This window comes from Pedobacter sp. (assembly GCF_041662865.1).
Lineage (GTDB): Bacteria > Bacteroidota > Bacteroidia > Sphingobacteriales > Sphingobacteriaceae > Pedobacter.
The window spans coordinates 1-17,726 of sequence record NZ_JBAZRL010000033.1 but is presented as its reverse complement, the minus strand read 5'-3'; the positions used below and the strand labels follow the sequence as shown (position 1 = coordinate 17,726).

The 17,726-nt window shown below is 33.4% G+C and carries 15 protein-coding genes; 8 read left to right on the top strand and 7 right to left on the bottom strand.

Features of this window, described 5'->3' with window-relative positions:
• Positions 1-93: 93 nt before the first annotated feature.
• The 4 genes from ispE to WC622_RS11480 all read left to right on the top strand — a co-directional run bounded on the left by ispE (position 94) and on the right by WC622_RS11480 (position 3,475).
• The gene (gene ispE, locus WC622_RS11495) at positions 94-897 is read left to right on the top strand and encodes a 4-(cytidine 5'-diphospho)-2-C-methyl-D-erythritol kinase (protein WP_372819837.1); all 804 of its coding nucleotides are present in this window, start codon (positions 94-96) and stop codon (positions 895-897) included.
• Between the two features lie 6 nt (positions 898-903).
• Positions 904-1,320, top strand: coding sequence for an OsmC family protein (locus WC622_RS11490; RefSeq protein ID WP_372819836.1), 417 nt, complete (start codon positions 904-906; stop codon positions 1,318-1,320).
• A gap of 70 nt (positions 1,321-1,390) precedes the next feature.
• Complete coding sequence (locus tag WC622_RS11485; protein ID WP_372819835.1) at positions 1,391-2,557, top strand: PLP-dependent aspartate aminotransferase family protein; 1,167 nt, start codon at positions 1,391-1,393, stop codon at positions 2,555-2,557.
• 123 nt (positions 2,558-2,680) lie between these two features.
• Entirely contained in the window at positions 2,681-3,475 is a 795-nt protein-coding gene (locus tag WC622_RS11480; protein WP_372819834.1) for a phosphatase PAP2 family protein, read from the top strand.
• Positions 3,476-3,501: 26 nt separating this feature from the next.
• On the opposite strand, the gene WC622_RS11475 is transcribed toward WC622_RS11480, so the two are convergent.
• From WC622_RS11475 to tgt, 5 genes are all read right to left on the bottom strand, one after another.
• A complete protein-coding gene (locus tag WC622_RS11475; protein ID WP_372819833.1) occupies positions 3,502-3,783 on the bottom strand; it encodes a hypothetical protein in 282 nt (93 codons plus the stop codon).
• 37 nt (positions 3,784-3,820) lie between these two features.
• On the bottom strand, positions 3,821-6,631 hold the full coding sequence (locus tag WC622_RS11470) for a TolB family protein (protein WP_372819832.1): 2,811 nt from the start codon (positions 6,629-6,631) through the stop codon (positions 3,821-3,823).
• A gap of 524 nt (positions 6,632-7,155) precedes the next feature.
• Entirely contained in the window at positions 7,156-8,049 is an 894-nt protein-coding gene (locus WC622_RS11465) for a DMT family transporter (protein ID WP_372819831.1), read from the bottom strand.
• A 1-nt stretch (position 8,050) separates the two neighbouring features.
• A complete protein-coding gene (locus tag WC622_RS11460; protein ID WP_372819830.1) occupies positions 8,051-9,154 on the bottom strand; it encodes an LptF/LptG family permease in 1,104 nt (367 codons plus the stop codon).
• Positions 9,155-10,285: a tRNA guanosine(34) transglycosylase Tgt gene (gene tgt / locus WC622_RS11455; protein WP_372819829.1), complete on the bottom strand. Its 1,131-nt coding sequence runs from the start codon at positions 10,283-10,285 to the stop codon at positions 9,155-9,157.
• A gap of 147 nt (positions 10,286-10,432) precedes the next feature.
• On the opposite strand from tgt, the gene WC622_RS11450 reads away from it, so the two are divergent.
• Complete coding sequence (locus WC622_RS11450; protein WP_372819828.1) at positions 10,433-11,554, top strand: glycosyltransferase; 1,122 nt, start codon at positions 10,433-10,435, stop codon at positions 11,552-11,554.
• Positions 11,555-11,563: 9 nt separating this feature from the next.
• On the top strand, positions 11,564-12,199 hold the full coding sequence (rsmG, locus tag WC622_RS11445; RefSeq protein ID WP_372819827.1) for a 16S rRNA (guanine(527)-N(7))-methyltransferase RsmG: 636 nt from the start codon (positions 11,564-11,566) through the stop codon (positions 12,197-12,199).
• Here the strand turns inward: rsmG and WC622_RS11440 are convergent, their stop codons facing one another.
• Both WC622_RS11440 and WC622_RS11435 read right to left on the bottom strand, forming a co-directional pair.
• Positions 12,200-14,428 (bottom strand): M56 family metallopeptidase, encoded by a 2,229-nt coding sequence (locus WC622_RS11440; RefSeq protein WP_372819826.1) that lies wholly within the window; start codon positions 14,426-14,428, stop codon positions 12,200-12,202.
• Positions 14,428-14,796 carry a BlaI/MecI/CopY family transcriptional regulator gene (locus WC622_RS11435; protein WP_372819825.1) on the bottom strand — a complete coding sequence of 123 codons (369 nt, stop codon included), beginning with the start codon at positions 14,794-14,796 and terminating at the stop codon, positions 14,428-14,430. Before WC622_RS11435 ends, WC622_RS11440 begins: the two co-directional genes overlap by 1 nt.
• 147 nt (positions 14,797-14,943) lie before the next feature.
• On the opposite strand from WC622_RS11435, the gene dprA reads away from it, so the two are divergent.
• Positions 14,944-16,035, top strand: a complete 1,092-nt coding sequence (gene dprA, locus WC622_RS11430) for a DNA-processing protein DprA (RefSeq protein ID WP_372819824.1) — start codon at positions 14,944-14,946, stop codon at positions 16,033-16,035.
• 132 nt (positions 16,036-16,167) lie between these two features.
• Complete coding sequence (locus WC622_RS11425; RefSeq protein ID WP_372819823.1) at positions 16,168-17,529, top strand: pyridoxal-phosphate dependent enzyme; 1,362 nt, start codon at positions 16,168-16,170, stop codon at positions 17,527-17,529.
• The last annotated feature ends 197 nt before the right edge of the window (positions 17,530-17,726 follow it).

Below are 17,726 nucleotides of genomic sequence, written 5' to 3'. Positions count from 1 at the left end.
ATAAATAATTTACAATTTGTATGTTTGCAATGAAAGTTTATCTTTCAAATCGGATATCCAAAAATCGTAATTCTATAATCGTAAATTAATAAGATGCTTTCTTTCGCCAACGCTAAATTAAATTTAGGCTTATTCTTAACCGAAAAACGTGAAGATGGTTACCACAACCTTGAAACTGTTTTTTATCCGGTTAAGTTATGCGATGTGGTAGAATTAATTGATGCCGATGAAACTAGTTGCGTTATAAAAGGTATTGATATTCCGGGCAAAGCCGAGGATAATATTTGCTTAAAAGCGTTTAAACAGCTACAAACTGATTTTAATTTACCAAATCAGCAAATCATTTTATTAAAGAATATTCCAGTCGGTGCAGGTTTAGGTGGCGGTTCGGCTGATGCAGCATTTTTAATTAAACTCGTAAATGAGAAATTTAAATTGGCTTTATCAGTCGAAAAAATGCAAAGCTACGCTAGAAATTTAGGCGCAGATTGTGCTTTTTTTATCGAAAATAAACCAGCTTATGCGTTTGCCAAAGGGGATGAATTTGAAGACTTGTCAATAGATTTATCCGCCTATTTTATTGTGTTGGTAAAACCTGAAATACATGTTTCAACTGCCGAAGCCTATCAAAATGTAACCGTAAAACACCCTTCAATTTCCTTAAAAGAATTAATACATTTGCCCTTGAGCGAGTGGAAAGATAAAATTGTGAACGATTTTGAAACGTCAGTTTTTACAAAATATCCGCAAATTGACGAAATAAAAACAAAGCTTTATGCTGCAGGTGCTACATTTGCGTTAATGAGTGGCAGTGGATCATCTGTTTTTGCCATTTTTGAAAAACCAATTCAACTTTCTGACTTAGAAAAAGAGAATCAGGTTTTCTATAATGTTTAATTAAGAATGGAAATAAATCTAATCCGCAAAAGCGGAAAATTTAACTTTGAAGCTAGTAATGAAGCTGGATTTACAGTAGAACTAGATGCAAAACCTACTATTGGAGGTGAGGGAAAAGGTTTTAGACCAATGGAAACTTTACTTGTTGGTTTAGGCGGATGTAGCGGCATCGATATGGTAAATGTGTTAACCAAACAAAAGGAGCCATTAAATGATATTAAAATTGGTATCAAAGCTACACGGAGAGATGAAGAAATGCCGCCGATTTTTGATGTGATTAATATTCATTTTGATTTATTTGGCGATTTAAGCACAACAAAAGTAGAACGAGCTTTACAAATGACTTTTGAAAAATATTGTTCAGTATCGAATATTTTAGGGCGCTCTGCAACAATAAATTTTACATACACAATTAATAAATAGATAATAAACTGCTTTACGCAAAACCCATTACTATTAAACCAATGATAGTAATGAACTAATGAACCATATTATGTCCGAAAATTTTGAAACCATTGCTATTCGTACCCAAACAGAAAGAAGTTTACACAAAGAACACTCTTCGCCAATCTATCTAACTTCAAGTTATAAGTTTGATGATGCAGAAGAAATGCGTGCTTTATTCGCCAATGAAAAAGAGGGAAACGTATATAGCCGCTATTCTAATCCAAACACTTCAGAATTTATAGAGAAAATGTGTTTGTTAGAAGGAGCAGAGGATGGATTTGCTACAGCTACAGGTATGGCTTCTATTTTTACAACATTTGGTGCTTTCTTAAAAAGTGGCGATCATATTGTTTCTAGTCGTTCGGTTTTTGGTTCAACACATCAATTGTTAACCAATGTGTTTTCTAAATGGGGCGTTACGTTCGATTATGCTGATTTAGACAAGCCACAAGATTGGGAAGCATTGATTAAGCCAAATACCAAAATCGTTTTTGTAGAAACACCTTCAAATCCAGGTATTGATCTAATTGATTTAGAATTTATCGCTCAGTTAACTAAAAAACATAACGTACTTTTTGTAGTTGACAACTGTTTTGCTACACCTTATTTGCAACAGCCACTAAAATTGGGTGCGGATATTTCTATTCACTCAGCAACAAAATACATCGATGGACAAGGTCGTGTACTGGGTGGTATTATTTTAGGAAGAAAAGATTTAATTACTGAGGTGATGAACTTTGCTCGTCACAGCGGACCATCTTTATCTCCTTTTAATGCATGGATTTTATCAAAAAGCTTAGAAACTTTAGCTGTTCGCATGGATCGTCATTGCGAAAATGCCTTAAAAGTTGCGGAATATTTAGAGAAGCATCCGAAAATTAAGTTGGTAAAATATCCATTCTTAAAATCACATCCTCAGTATGAGATTGCCAAAAAGCAAATGACACAAGGCGGAGGTATTGTAACCATTGTTGTAAATGAAGGTATTGATGGGGCTCGTAAATTTATGGACGGCCTGAAAATGTTCTCTATTTCTGCAAATTTAGCGGATACACGTTCAATTGCTACGCATCCAGCAACAAGTACACATAGCAAACTAACAGAAGAACAACGTTTAGAAGTTGGTATTGAACAAGGTTCAATCCGCTTATCTATCGGTTTAGAACATATCGATGATATTTTAGCTGATATTGAAGGAGCATTAAGCAATTAACAATTCTCAGTTAGATTTAAAAAAGAGCAAACCTAAATTTTGCTCTTTTTTTTTGCTACTTCAAAATCTCTACAGATTTCATTTTTAATCTTGTACTTAGGTGAAGAATATGGATTTTAATATATGGGATTAAAAAATGTAATAAATAGTTTGCTGTTTACTTTTATAGCAACTACTTGTTTTGCGCAACAGCAGGATACTACTTCAAATGTGAGGCTAAATCCAATAGCCATTAAAAATATTACGGCCGAAATTAAACCAGAAAGATTTAGGATGGTTCATTTTATAGCGCCAGCAGTTTTAATTGGGTATGGTTTTGCTGCTGTGTATATTCATGGTCCATTGAAGGAGTTAGATGTAAGTACACGATATGAATTGCAAGAAGACCACCCGCAATTTGCAGCGCATGTTGATGATTATGTACAGTTTGCACCAGCAATCTCAGTATGGGGACTTAACTTTGCGGGCGTAAAAGGAAGACACAATTTATTTGATGCTTCGATGTTATATGTAACTTCGGCTGCCGTAATGGGTCTTTCTACTCATTTTGTGAAACGCGGAGTGCATCGGTTAAGACCTGATAACTCGGGTAATAACTCTTTTCCATCAGGGCATACAGCATCAGCTTTTGCATCAGCAGAATTTCTGTACCAGGAATTTAAATATAAATCACCGTGGATTGGTTATGCAGGTTATTTTGTGGCAACGGCAACAGGAACGTTAAGGATGTATAATAATAAACATTGGTTTAGTGATGTAGTAGCAGGAGCGGGGTTCGGGATTGCTTCTACTAAGATTGCCTATTTAGTTTATCCTCATATCAAAAGGATATTTACAACAAAAAACACCACAAATTTATCCATAATGCCTTTTAGACAAGAGGGCGCTAATGGATTAATGGCTAGCTATACTTTTTAATGCAACTACAGATTAATTGGTGATATTTAACTTATATAATCCCTATCCTCGTCGCTTAACGATGATTTATTTTCAGTAGCCTGATGGTTTTCAATCTCTTGATCATAACTGCTAATTGTTTTTCGTGGTCGACCAGCTAAAAAACCTAAAATAAAACCTATGATGATGCAAATGCCTATTACAATGAGTTTTGATATCGCAACAGGAGCGCCAATAATAAAATCGAATTCTACCGGCTCGCTATTAATCATTAAGAAAATGGTTAAAAGTGCAGTAATAACAATGATGAAAATAGTTTTTGCTTTCATTTTATTTTAAATAAATCCCCTTTGGGAGATGTAAGGATTAAAAACTGTAATTAAATAGTAATTCTAAGATAGGATTTTGATTGTAAGTTTTATTAACAAATACCACTCTTGCGCCTAAATCAACAACAGGCTGATAACGCAGCAAGTTTATATTACTACGCAATTCGAAGCCAAAAGTTTTAGGTTGTGTTATATTTGTTTCTGAACCAATGTTTTCATAATGACTAAAAACTCCACCCCTAAGATTTCTAATGTACGCTAAAGAGCCGATTTCTGCATCTGGAAAGGCAAATGGGAATCGATAATTGAGTAATAAGGTATTTCTCAATTCGCTCTTTGCATTAATTTGTCCATAGCCATACACGGTATTAATTTCAGTATTAAATTTTAAAGAACCACTGCTTTCTTGGTAGTTAAAACTTGCCATAAAAGAATGATTTTTAGCAATTCCAGGAAAATAGAATGCACTTTCGAAAGCAAATAAATCTCCAGTTAACCGCTTATCAAAAGGTTGATTAAAATAACTTACATTAATAGTTTGTGCCCATTTTGGAGCTACATCTCGCTCTGCAGTACGTACGCTATGACTAAAACCCAATTTGTAATTTACTGGAAATTTGATGGTTTTGTTAAATAGCAAAGCCTCTCTTGGTGCAAAATTTCGTTGCGTATAACTTGTACCTAGTTCTGCCAAAAAACCATAATTATGATTGTATGCACTAAAATTGAGTGGAACGGTTGCTTTTATATCAAGATAATTTTCTCGCCAATTCGCTTGATTTATGACATTTCCTAATCGATAAAATCCAGTTCGAGGTCGGTTAGTAAGCCTTGCATTTAAAATAGGGTATAAGCTTTTAAAACTAAAGCCAGCGGTATACGCTACTTTTCTTAAATCGCTGTAATAATCAATTCCTGCCGAGAAATCGAAAATGTTCAATAAATCGTTAGATTTTAAATGTAAACCTAATCGATCATCTTCATCTATTGTAGGACTTAGACTATGAAAATTAAAAAGATGTGCTAATGGTTGGTAAGACTTAGATTGGTAAGTACTATCGGGTATGCTTTTGAAAATGCTACTATTCTTTTCTTGTTTATCAGCCGTTGCACCAAAATACACAAAGTGATTTTCTTGAATTTCTCGATGTGAAATAGGTGTTTTTGCAATTTCATAACCCATCACTTGGTAATTATTAAAAATAATTGATTTGCTATCGGTAGATAAGCTAGGATTAAAAGCGCCGTATTTTGAGGCCGTTAGCGCTGTTATTTTTTTGTCAGTGGGGTTTACGCTGTAAATATTGTCAATTCCGCCTAGGTGAGCATTAAACGCGATTTCATTACCAATAAATGTTGGTCTGCCTAACTGTTGAGTGGTTTTGGTTATTAATTGCGTTCTTTTTCCAGATTTATCTTGTAGCCAAAGTGATTTTCCTTTTTCACTCACGCTAATCCAACAAAGTTGGGTTCCATCTGTATTCAGTGCTGGGGTTTGTAAGCTATAATTTTCAAGATTTGGATAAGTCTTGCTAATTTTTCCAGTTTGTGAATCTACTTCTACTAAATTACTTTGGTTACTTAAATCGATTTGTACAGCGACAATTTTTTTTCCATCAGCAGAAAGGGCAGGAGAGAAGAGCCTAGTTTTAAATGTTAATTGACGTTTGGTGTGTGTCGCAAAATTATACATACAAATTACGCTATGGCTTCTTTGTCTATAACGCGGATCAAATCGTATTTCATCCCAAACCAATTTTCCATCTCCGTAACTAAACCAAGGCTGCTCCTGATAACCGATTTTAAGGAGCTCTTTTTCATTTTTAGCTTCATCAATAACTACAAAAGTTGCGGTTTCTGCTTTAGTTTGCTTTAAAGCTAGTATGTGATTGTTAGTTAAGCCAGTTGGTAAAAAATAGCTGCTGGCATATTTCGCAGGGCGATTTAAGCTTTCATAGTTTTCGCTATTGTTTAATTCATCTTGCTTTTTCCATTCATTTTCGAGTTGAGTAAGTGTTTTTAAATAATAATTCTTTGTATTGCTTCCTGTAAATTCTTTTAAGCTTTGAGAAAAAGGATATAATCTTAATGGTCTATTATGAATGGAGGTTAGTAAACTATCTTGTATGCTTTCGCCAAATTCTTTTTTAAGGTTCGCCACCATCACATATCCCAATTGATAATAGCCTGGTGTCTGATCTTTATTCGATCCAAAATATGCTTTTGAGTAAGAGAATTTTTTTCCGCTTAATAGCGAAGTTCTAAAAGGCATAATCCATGAAGGTTGTCTGCCTCGCCCAACATTTGTTAATGAAGTTTCGGTGTTCACGGCATCCCCTTCAAAAAACCAAGTTGGGATACTTAAACCCATGTAGGCAAAATAAATTTCTTCTGGAAATGGGTGTGCTTTTCCAACGGTAATTTTATCGAACTGCGCCACATGTCTAAGCTCATGAACAGCTAAATTATTTAACCAATCTTGACTGTCAAATTGCTGCGGAGGAGTGGTGTAAAATTGCACCTTTTTTGGAGCCAATTGAACGAAGCCATTTGCTATGGTTCCGCGGTTTTGAAAGATGATTGGAATGTATGTTTTTTGGCGGTTTAAACTCTGTCCAACTTGGGGATAAATATGGCTGATTGTATTTGCCATTCTTTGTACTTCTTTTTCTAGCTCGGTAGGGTAGATGAATGTAAAGCCGTTGCTGTTAATTTGTCTCCATTTTACACTAAGTGGGTTTTGCTCACTGTCGAAAATTTGTCCAAAAACACTTATTGAAATAAAACTTAATACTATTGTAGTTAAAATACTGATTTTCAATTTTGTATATGCTTTATTTATATTCATTTAGAATGCATGCTAAAATTATTAGTTTTATGAATTTTTAAATGTATACTTTATCTTATTTATTAATTTATATTGTTTTATTTAATTTATTGATTTTAAATTAATTATACATTTTATATAATTAGCACTATTAACTACTATTTACATAAATTTTAAGCGAAAAAGAGCATTAAACATAGATTTAATTGGTTACGACTATCTCTTCAATTTGTAGGTGTTAATATACACTATTTATGTTGATTTTAAAGGAAAAAAAATCTCCAGCTTTTTTAAAATGTATATATTTTTGTTAGCTGTGAAGAAATAAATTAGCTCTATTTTGTTAAGAAAATAAGTCTAATAATAAGAATTTTATTGGTGTTTTTACATCCTCTTTCGCCTGAAATTTAAGAGTGTAAATAAGTAAAGAAATGGCCTGTTTTTTGCCTGTTTTTGTGGGCAATACTCGACTGTAAAATAAGCTATTTTGGCTCTTGTTTTTTGCAGATAAAACGTATCCCCTACCCTAGGGTAATTGCATTAAATTAGCTTTTATTTTTGCGTTTTTTATAAATCGGATACAGGAATACTGCGGCTAAAATTAACAGTGAACCTAGGTAAAAACCAGAGGTCATATGCTCTTTGCTTCCAAACAAAATGAAGGCTAAAACAATGCCGTAAACAGGTTCTAAATTTGTAATTAAAGCAACTCTAAATGCAGACAATGTACGCATAACTCCTACACCTGCAACATAAGCTAAAGCGGTACATACGGTCCCTAAAAGAAGGAGATAAAACCAGTCTATTCCACTTAAATTAAAGCTTTCTGTTAATAGGCTTTTATCAAATAAGCGGTAAACTGTTATCCAAAAGAACGCCCCGGCCATCTCATAAAAGCCTATTATACTAGGACTGGTTTTTTGTACTAATGTTGAGTTTATGGTGGAGAAAAAGCTTGCCGCTAGTGCAGAACAAAGCCCGAAAATTATACCAGTGGTATATTTAGTTTCAAATTTAAAAATGAGATAAATGCCTAAAATGATTAATAAACCAATAAAGATATCGCCTTTAGAAATGTTCTGTTTTTTTAGTATAGGCTCTAAAATTGCAATAAACAGGGTTACTGAAGATAAACAGATTAAACTCACGGATACATTAGCCACCTTAATGGAGTGAAAAAAGAAAATCCAATGCATGGCTACGATGCTTCCTGTAAAAAAGAATTGTAGAAATTGTTTTCTGCTTACCCGAATGCTTGTTTTGCTCAACATGAAATAAGCAAATAAGCTTACGCTGGCGATTAAAACACGATACCAAACTAATTGCACCGCATCAATAGAAATTAATGCGCCTAGAATGCCCGTAAAGCCCCAAATAAAAACGGTTATGTGTAGTATGAGGAGATTTCTGTTTTCGTTTGGTTTAAGATCAGCATTCATCTTATTTTGGAGCTCTTCTAAGTAAGTACAAGCCTAAAATTCCAAAGAATAAGGTTGGCAGTAATACGGCTAATAGGGGGGATAAGCCGCCTTTCGTAGAAAACATTTTTGCAAATTGGTTAAAAACAATGTAGGCGAAACTCAAAATAATTCCTATTCCGAGCGGTAAACCTACGCCGCCTCTTACTTTACGAGAGGATAGTGCTACGCCGATTAATGTTAATATAAAAGCAGATAGGGGCTGAAACCAGCGTTTGTATTGTTCGAAAAGCAAATCGCTCATTATCCCTGAGCCTCTTGTTCTTTCCTTTTTAATCTTATCCGATAATTCTTTTCCACTCATGCTTTCAAAAACGTTCTGATATACAGAGAAATCATCTGGTTTCATATCAAGTACAGTGTCTTTTTGTAAAGCAGATCCGTAAATCATCGATTCTTTCATCCCATCTACATTTCTAACCGTATAATTCGTTAATTTCCAAACTCTTTTAACTGAATCGTAAGAAATTTGATCTGCAACTAGCTTTTTCTTAAGGATGTCGCCTTTAAATTTATCAAGCGAAAAACGATAGCCTATATTCGTCCTATTATCGAAATTTTCGATATAGATATACGTATTGCTATCAATTTTCATGTGTATATTCGTTTTTGTATAGGCTTTATCCTTATCAATAACCTCGTTTTCAAATTTATTTTTAATCCTATTGGTATAGGGAAGGATGTATAAATTCGAAAATAAATTAACGGAGAAAATGATAAATGCAGAGATGAAATAAGGTCTTAAAAAGCGATTAAAACTTACTCCACCACTTAAAATTGGCACAATTTCAGTTTGATCGGCCATTTTAGCCGTAAAAAATATAACCGCGATAAAATTAATCAACGGCGATAGCATATTTACATAAAATGGGATAGAACCAGCATAATAATCGGTGATGGTTTGCCAAATGGTCATATCCTTTTCTAAAAAATCATCCAATTTTTCAGAAAGATCAAAGATCACGATGATAATAACGAACAAAACTAAGGTATACACAAATGTACCAAGGTATTTGCCTATAATAAAGCCATCAATAATTTTTAAACGCTGCCTGATGTATTTCATTTACAATTTATTACCTAATATAGTTACCATTTTGTTCTTCCAAGCGTAAAAATCTCCTGAAATGATTTTTTCTCGGGCTTCATTAACTAACCATAAGTAAAAATGTAGGTTATGAAGTGTGGCAATTTGCGCACCTAGTATTTCTTTAGAATGCATTAAATGCCTTAAATAAGCTTTAGAATATACTTGGTCTGCATGTAAATCGCTATCAGCATCTATTGGAGAGAAATCATTTTCCCATTTTTTATTGCTGATGTTAATAATACCATTTCGCGTAAATAACATTCCATTTCTAGCATTTCTGGTTGGCATTACGCAATCAAACATATCTACACCAAGCGCAATATTCTCTAAAATATTAATTGGTGTACCAACTCCCATTAAATATCTAGGCTTATCTGCAGGTAAAATATCGCACACAACTTCCGTCATTCCATACATTTCTTCGGCTGGTTCTCCAACGGATAAACCACCAATTGCATTGCCCTCTCTATTCATTGAGGCTATAAATTCTGCAGATTTTACACGTAAATCTTTATAAACAGAACCTTGCACAATTGGAAAAAGTGTTTGGTCGAAACCATATTTCGCTTCTGTCGTATCAAAACGATGGCAACAACGTTTTAACCATCTATGCGTCATGTTAATTGAATTAGCAGCATACTTGTAATCGCATGGATATGGTGTGCACTCGTCAAAAGCCATGATAATATCAGCCCCAATTGTGCGCTGAATATCCATTGCATATTCTGGGGTAAACAAATGTTTTGAACCATCTATATGCGAACGAAACGTAACTCCTTCTTCTTTAATTTTGCGAACTTTGCTTAAAGAATACACCTGATAGCCGCCACTATCTGTTAAAATGGGCTTATCCCATCCAATAAATTTATGTAAACCGCCAGCAGGCTCGATAATGTCTAAACCTGGTCTAAGGTATAAATGATAGGTATTTCCTAAAATTATCTGCGCTTTAATGTCTTCTTTTAATTCTCTTTGGTGTACCGCTTTTACCGTTCCAGCAGTACCAACAGGCATAAAAATTGGTGTTTTAATATCGCCATGGGCAGTTGTTACTGTTCCTGCTCTGGCTTTTGATGATGGGTCGTTAGCCTGTAAAGTAAATTTCATATGTGTTTATATCCTCTTCAAAAATCTGTCAAAAATCTGTCAAAAATAGCAAGAATATTCCTTTTATCTGGCTCTTGAATTTTTTATCAACATAAAGCCACATTACAGATTAAAAATGAGAGATTTGCTAGCTTTCAAAAATACATTGTGGAATTAAATTTATTAGAGGTTTGCCTACTCGGCGCTTTAGCTTTTTGCTTTCTTATTCAGCTTTATTTTAGCTTATTTGTTCATTTAAAACTAGCCTTAGTTAAGGTTGAAGCCCTTTCAGAAGAAGCTAGAAATCCTATTAGTGTTATTATTTGTGCTCGTAACGAAGCAGAAAATTTAAAAAAATATTTACCAACTATTCTTCAGCAAGATTACCCAAATTTTGAGGTGATTGTAGTTAATGATCGCTCATGGGATGGTACCGCTGATATTTTAAAAGAATTTGCAAAGAAATATAAACAGCTTAAAGTAGTTTCTGTGGCTGATGGAGAAAAGTTTATTGCAGGTAAAAAGTTTGCAGTAACCATGGGAATTAAGGCTGCAAGTTATGAATGGTTGGTTTTTACCGATGCAGATTGCGAACCAGCTTCTCCAAATTGGTTAATGGGAATGCAACAGCCTGAAGATGAAGCCACAGAAATTGTATTTGGTTATTCTCCTTATTTTAAAAAACGAGGATTATTGAACAGTTTAATTCGCTTCGAAACATTTTTTACAGCAGTAAATTATTTATCTTTTGCCCTAAAAGGAATGCCATATATGGGCGTAGGCAGAAATATGGCGTACAAAAAATCATTATTCTTTAAAAGTAAAGGTTTTGCAGCACATATGCATATTCCATCAGGTGATGATGATCTTTTTGTAAATGCCAACGCAAATAGGAACAACACTGAAATTCGAATTAACAAAGAAACTCAAGTTTGGAGTGAACCTAAAACCTCGTTTATTGCCTATTTAAGACAAAAGAAAAGACATTTTGGTGCAGGTAAATTGTATAAATCAAAACATCAATTTATATTATCCTTACAAATTATTGTTCAGTTTTTGTTTTATGGGTTCGGTATTGCTTTGCTGTGTTTTCCAGAAACACTTTATATTGCTTTAGGGGTATTTGTAATAAGTATTTTCATTCGAAGTTTCATTTATCCTCGCTTGCTAAAACGCTTAAATTATGGCGAATTAAGCTGGTGGTTTCCGATATTAGATATCATTTTATTTGTTTTTTTAGTGTTTAATGCCATTCTATCTATATTTGTTAAAAAAGTACAGTGGAAATAATTCTTTATTATGTCTGAAGTTAAGCCTGATATCATTTTAAAATATTTTAAAAATTTAACAGAACAACAAATTGCTCAGTTTGCACAATTGTATGATTTGTATAGTTTTTGGAATGCGCAAATCAATGTTATTTCTAGAAAAGATATTGATGAATTATACGAACGTCATATTTTACATTCATTAGGTATTGCTAAATTTTGCAGTTTTAAAGAAGGTGAAAAAGTATTGGACGTAGGTACTGGCGGCGGTTTTCCAGGAATTCCATTGGCTATTCTATTTCCAGAAACTGATTTTCATTTAGTAGATTCTATTGGGAAAAAAATTAAGGTAGTTACAGAAGTTGCAGTAGCTTTAGGCTTAAAAAATGTAAAAGCAAGCCATTTAAGAGCAGAGCAAGTAACTGATAAATATAATTTTGTGGTTTCTAGAGCAGTTACTCGTTTGATAGATTTTTATCCATGGATACGTGGAAAGTTTGCCAAAGAGAATAAAAATGCCATTCAGAACGGTATTCTTTATTTAAAAGGTGGCGACTTAACAGAAGAGATTAATGAAAGTAAACTGAAAGCAGAGTTATATCCGCTTTCAGCTTATTTTGAGGAGGAATTTTTTGATACTAAATATGTGGTTTACATCCCACAATAGTTATTGAATGGTAATTCTTCCTCTTTTGTTGGCTAATGGTTTGCCATCAATTTTCATTAAGTAAGTATATACTCCTGAAGAAATTTTTACTCCTTCACTTTTCTCATAGTTTCCAGTTTTTCCATCCCAATCATCGCGATAATCGGTACTGTTGTAAACGATAGTATTTTTAGCGTTGTAAACAGTTAATGTTTTTAGATCAGCCTCTGAATCTGGAATTTTTAAGAAATCTCCAGCAGAACGATTTAACTTTAGATTTCCATAAAATGGTGGTTGTATTAAAGCTGGTGAGTATTTAATTGCTGATCCTTTAATTTCTACAGCGCCATATTTGCCAAGATTTCCATAAGTTTTTATTGCTTGAGTTGGAGTCAAAAATTTTATAGTTTCCGTATTTGTAACACCATAAAATTCAGCATTGTCTTTTACTGCTTCACCATTAATTACAATATATCTTCTATCAACTTGAACTGGAATATATTTTTCTCCATCGTGTTTGTATGCATTTGCTGGATGAAAGCTAGTTTGATTACTCGGATCTGATCTTACTACAGGAGGAGGGAATTTGATTATATCTTGCTTAGGTGGAGTTTTTAAGTTTTTTCTATCAGGTTTTACAATTGGTGGCGGAAATTTAACTTGTTCCATTTTAGGAGGAGGAGGGCCATCTGTTATAGATTTTACATACTCTATATTGTCGCCAGTAATTTCAATGGCACCAAATTTTGCATCTGCACCATATTTTTTTCTAGCTTCCATACCATTAAGATAGATAATTTTAGTTGCGTTTGTTACGCCAAAAAATGAATCTAGATCTTCTACTTTCTTGCCGTTAATTACAATATATCTACTATCAGTAAATTTGATTTTTCCATCCTTATCAACATGTCTCATTGGATAAAAATAAGTTTTGTCAGATTTAACTATTGGTGGTGGGAATTTAATTCTATCCTGTACAGGTGGTGGAGGTTGCAGTGTCATTTGAGTAAAATATTTAAGCTTTTTACCCGTAATTTCAACTGCACCATTTTGACCATTAACCCCATATTTGGCAATAGCATCTTTTTTGCTAAAATATTTTACGTTATCCGCATCATAAACACCATAAAAGGTTGTTAAATCCTTTACTTGGTTTCCATTAACTACGATATGTCTTTTTTCTCGTAAAACAGTTTTCCCTGTTTTTTCATCTTTGCCATATCTTACATAGAATTTGTCTTTTGAATCAAGCATAACCACTAGCGGTGGAAATTTAACTTGATCTTTTTTTACAGTTTTTGGTTTTGGGGCTTCTTGGATCGGTGCTACAGTTTTGCTTTTCTCTGGAAGCAAATCTACATAACCATAATCCTTGGTAAATGCCATTGTAGAGGCACAAAGCATCGCCCCGACCAAGGGGAGTGCCATTAGCAACCTGAGCCTAGCTCGGCCAGCTGTTCTTTTTTTGTTTAACATGTTAATTCTCCTTTTTAATATTGATTGATTGAAAATTTGATTCGTAAGAGGGGTTGGCGCAATGCCAAAAGAGTTTTCGATAAGGAACATCGCATACTCGTGTTTTTGTAAACCAGAGTTGGTGCTGAGCTCATCTGCAATGTACTCGTGCAACAGTTTAATATCTTTTTTAATAAAATAGATAATTGGATTGAACCAACATATCATCTGTAAAATTTCAAAAAACAGAATATCTAAACTATGTTTCTGTTTAATGTGCACCATTTCGTGATTTAAAACAGTTTCTTTTTCCACCAGATGTGGATGGATAAATAAGAGATTGAAAAATGAAAAAGCTGTCGTTTGCTCATTCAATTCAATTAAAGTCACATTTCCAGTCTTAGCTTTTTTAGCTTTTAACCAAATGCTAATTATTTTTGAAAGACTTAACGCTAATTTAATGGCAAAACAAAGCACAATAAATAGGTATACGGGATAGAGGTAATCTGTGAAATTAAATGTTTCTATTGTAGGGGTTGTGGTTATAGTCGTAAAAGGTTCTTCTCCATAAATTATAGGCGGTGGAAAAGCTAAATTATCTACTATTGGTATCGAAGATGTAGGTTTTAGAAATCCTAATTGCAATACAGGTAATGCAAAAGCCGTGATGCTAGCTAAAAGCAAGTAATAACGATTGCTGTTATAAAATGTTTCGTTTTGCAAAAACAAACGATAAAATCCGTAAAAAATAAGCAAGTACAGATTTGCTTCGAGCAAATAATATAACCAATCCATTATTTCTTGTTTTTAAGTTTTTCTGCCAACGCGATTAATTCATCAAGCTCTTCCATATCCATATTTTTTTCTTTTACTAAAAAGGATACTAAGCTCTGATAGTTATTTTCGAAATAATTATTCATCACCTTATCAAATGCAAAGTGCTTATATTGTTCTTCACTAATTACTGGAAAATAGATATGGGTATTGCCAATTGCGTTGTGCGAGATAAAACCTTTACTTTCTAATACTCGAATTACAGTAGATACCGTATTATATGCTGGTTTTGGAGGATCCATTTTATCAATTACATCTTTAACCAAGCCTTGCTTCATTTCCCAAAGGATAAGCATTACCTGTTCTTCTGCTTTTGTTAACTCTCTCATTATATAATTTTCTTAAAGGTTAATTAAATTTACTACTATTTTTATAGTTGGCAAACTATTTTTGTAGTTTTATTTTAAATTACTGATTTATAGCTAATTAAAATTAATCGCTTTAAAAAACAGGTTTTTGCTTCTACTTTAGATTTAATGAGTTTAGTACATAAAATAGCCTTAAGTTTAATTAAAGGAGTAGGCCCAATGTTTGCTAAAAACTTGCTAATTCACTTCGGCAGTGCAGAAGCAGTATTTAAAGCGACGAAAGAACAAATTTTAAAATTGGATGGTATTGGAGAAATTAGAGCGAATGCTATTTTGTGTACAGACGCTTTAGAAAAAGCCAATGAGCATTTAAATTTTATAGAGAAACATAATATAGAAGTTATGTTTTATGCAGATGATAATTATCCAAAACGATTACGAAATTGCTACGATGCGCCACTATTGTTGTATTATAAAGGCACCACTGATTTAAATCACAAAAGAATTGTAAGTATCGTAGGTACAAGAAATGCAACTAATTATGGAAAACTCCTTTGTAAACAACTGGTGGAAGTCCTTAAACCTTACGATGTTGTAATTATGAGTGGATTAGCTCATGGCATTGATGCAGCAGCTCATAAAGAAAGTTTAAATTTCGAAGTCCCAACCGTTGGTGTATTAGGTCATGGTTTGGATAGAATTTATCCTGCTGTACATAAAGCATTAACTCAAAAAATGGTATATAATGGAGGTTTGCTTACTGAATTTTTACCTGGTACAAATCCAGATCGAGAGAATTTCCCGAAAAGAAATCGAATTATCGCAGGTATTTCTGATGTGACAATAGTTGTGGAAGCATCTATAAAAGGGGGCGCTTTAATCACAGCAGAACTTGCTAATTCTTATAATAGAGATGTTTATGCTTTTCCTGGAAGAGTAAATGACGAATTTTCTGAAGGTTGTAACTTCTTAATTAAAACGAATAGGGCGGCATTAATTAATCACCCAAGAGATTTAATTTATTATTTGGGTTGGGATGATGAACAGGCTAAAAAGGCTCAAATTCAAGTCCAATTACCGCTTAATTTATCGAAAGATGAACAACAAATCGTAAATGCGTTACAAGACAATCCAACTCATGTGGATGATTTAGGGTTAAAGATAAATCTGCCACAAAGCAAGCTCGTTATTGCATTACTCACGTTAGAAATGCAAGGTATTCTAGTTTCTATGCCCGGTAAAATATATAAGCTAGCCTAATTTTGTAATATTTATAGTATACTTAATAGGTAGATTATGAAACAATATTTTGTTATTTATATAAATTAAGAATTTAGTTTCTATTAAATATTAATTTGTAAAATACTTATCGTCATTTTGTACTTTTGTAATATGTGGTACAATAATATTCTAGAAACGATTGGTAATACACCATTAGTTAAATTAAATAACATTACTAAAGAAATTTCGGCTACGGTATTAGCTAAAATTGAAACAACTAATCCTGGTAATTCAATTAAAGACCGCATGGCGGTAAAAATGATTGAAGACGCTGAGAAAAGTGGTAAATTAAAGCCCGGTGGAACTATAATTGAAGGTACATCTGGTAATACGGGCATGGGTTTAGCAATGGCTGCTATTATTAAAGGTTACAAATGTATTTTTACCACAACTGATAAACAATCAAAAGAAAAAGTTGATGCTTTACGTGCATTCGGTGCCGAAGTAATTGTTTGCCCAACAAATGTTGAACCAGAAGATCCTCGGTCTTATTATTCGGTTTCATCGCGTTTAGAGCGAGAAGTGCCAAATTCATGGAAGCCGAATCAATACGATAACCTATCGAACAGCCAAGCTCATTATGAGCAAACTGGCCCAGAAATTTGGAAACAAACTGAAGGTAAAATAACTCATTTAGTGGTTGGCGTTGGTACTGGAGGTACAATTTCTGGAGCAGGAAAATACTTGAAAGAACAAAATCCAAATATTAAAGTTTGGGGAATCGATACCTATGGTTCAGTCTTTAAAAAATATAAGGAAACTGGAATTTTAGATAAGGATGAAATTTATCCTTACATCACCGAAGGTATTGGGGAAGATTTTTTACCTCAAAATGTAAATTTTGATGTGATTGATCTATTTGAAAAGGTAACAGATAAAGATGCTGCTTTAATGACTCGCGATATCGCTCGTAAAGAAGGGATTTTTGCTGGTAATTCGGCAGGTTCAGCAATTGCAGGTTTATTACAGTTAAAAGATAAATTAAAGCCAGAAGATATAGTTGTTGTTATATTTCACGACCATGGAAGTCGTTATATGGGCAAAATGTATAACGAAGATTGGTTGCGTGAGCGTGGTTTCCTAAAAGATGAGAAATTAACGGCTAGAACCATCATTGCAAAAAAAGAACTTTCAGAAATTGTAACAATAGATTGCGAAAAAACAATTATTGAAGCGATTAATACCATGAATATGTTAAATATTTCTCAAATCCCAGTAACACAAAAAGGGATGTTGGTTGGTAAATTAGCCGAAGGTGATATTTTGAAAGCATTGCTTGAGAATCCAAGTTTAAAGTCTGCTCCTGTGAATGAAATCATGAGCGCAACCTTTCCTTTTGTAGATTTAAATACATCAATAGATAGAATTTCGGCCTTAATTAATAAAGAAAATAGTGCTGTTTTAGTCGAATTAGAAGATGGTAAATTTGAAATTATTACGCAGTACGATATTATTAATGCGATAAGAGGATAATCCCTAAATCCCCAGAAGGGGACTTTATATAAAAAATCCCATTTTGATTATTTCAGAATGGGATTTTTATTTTATCTGTTATTATATCTAATGGCTTGGCCCCGAACCTTCTACACGTTTAATTTGTGCACCTAAAGCACGTAAACGAATATCTATATCTTGATAACCACGCTCAATTTGCTCAATATTATAAATTG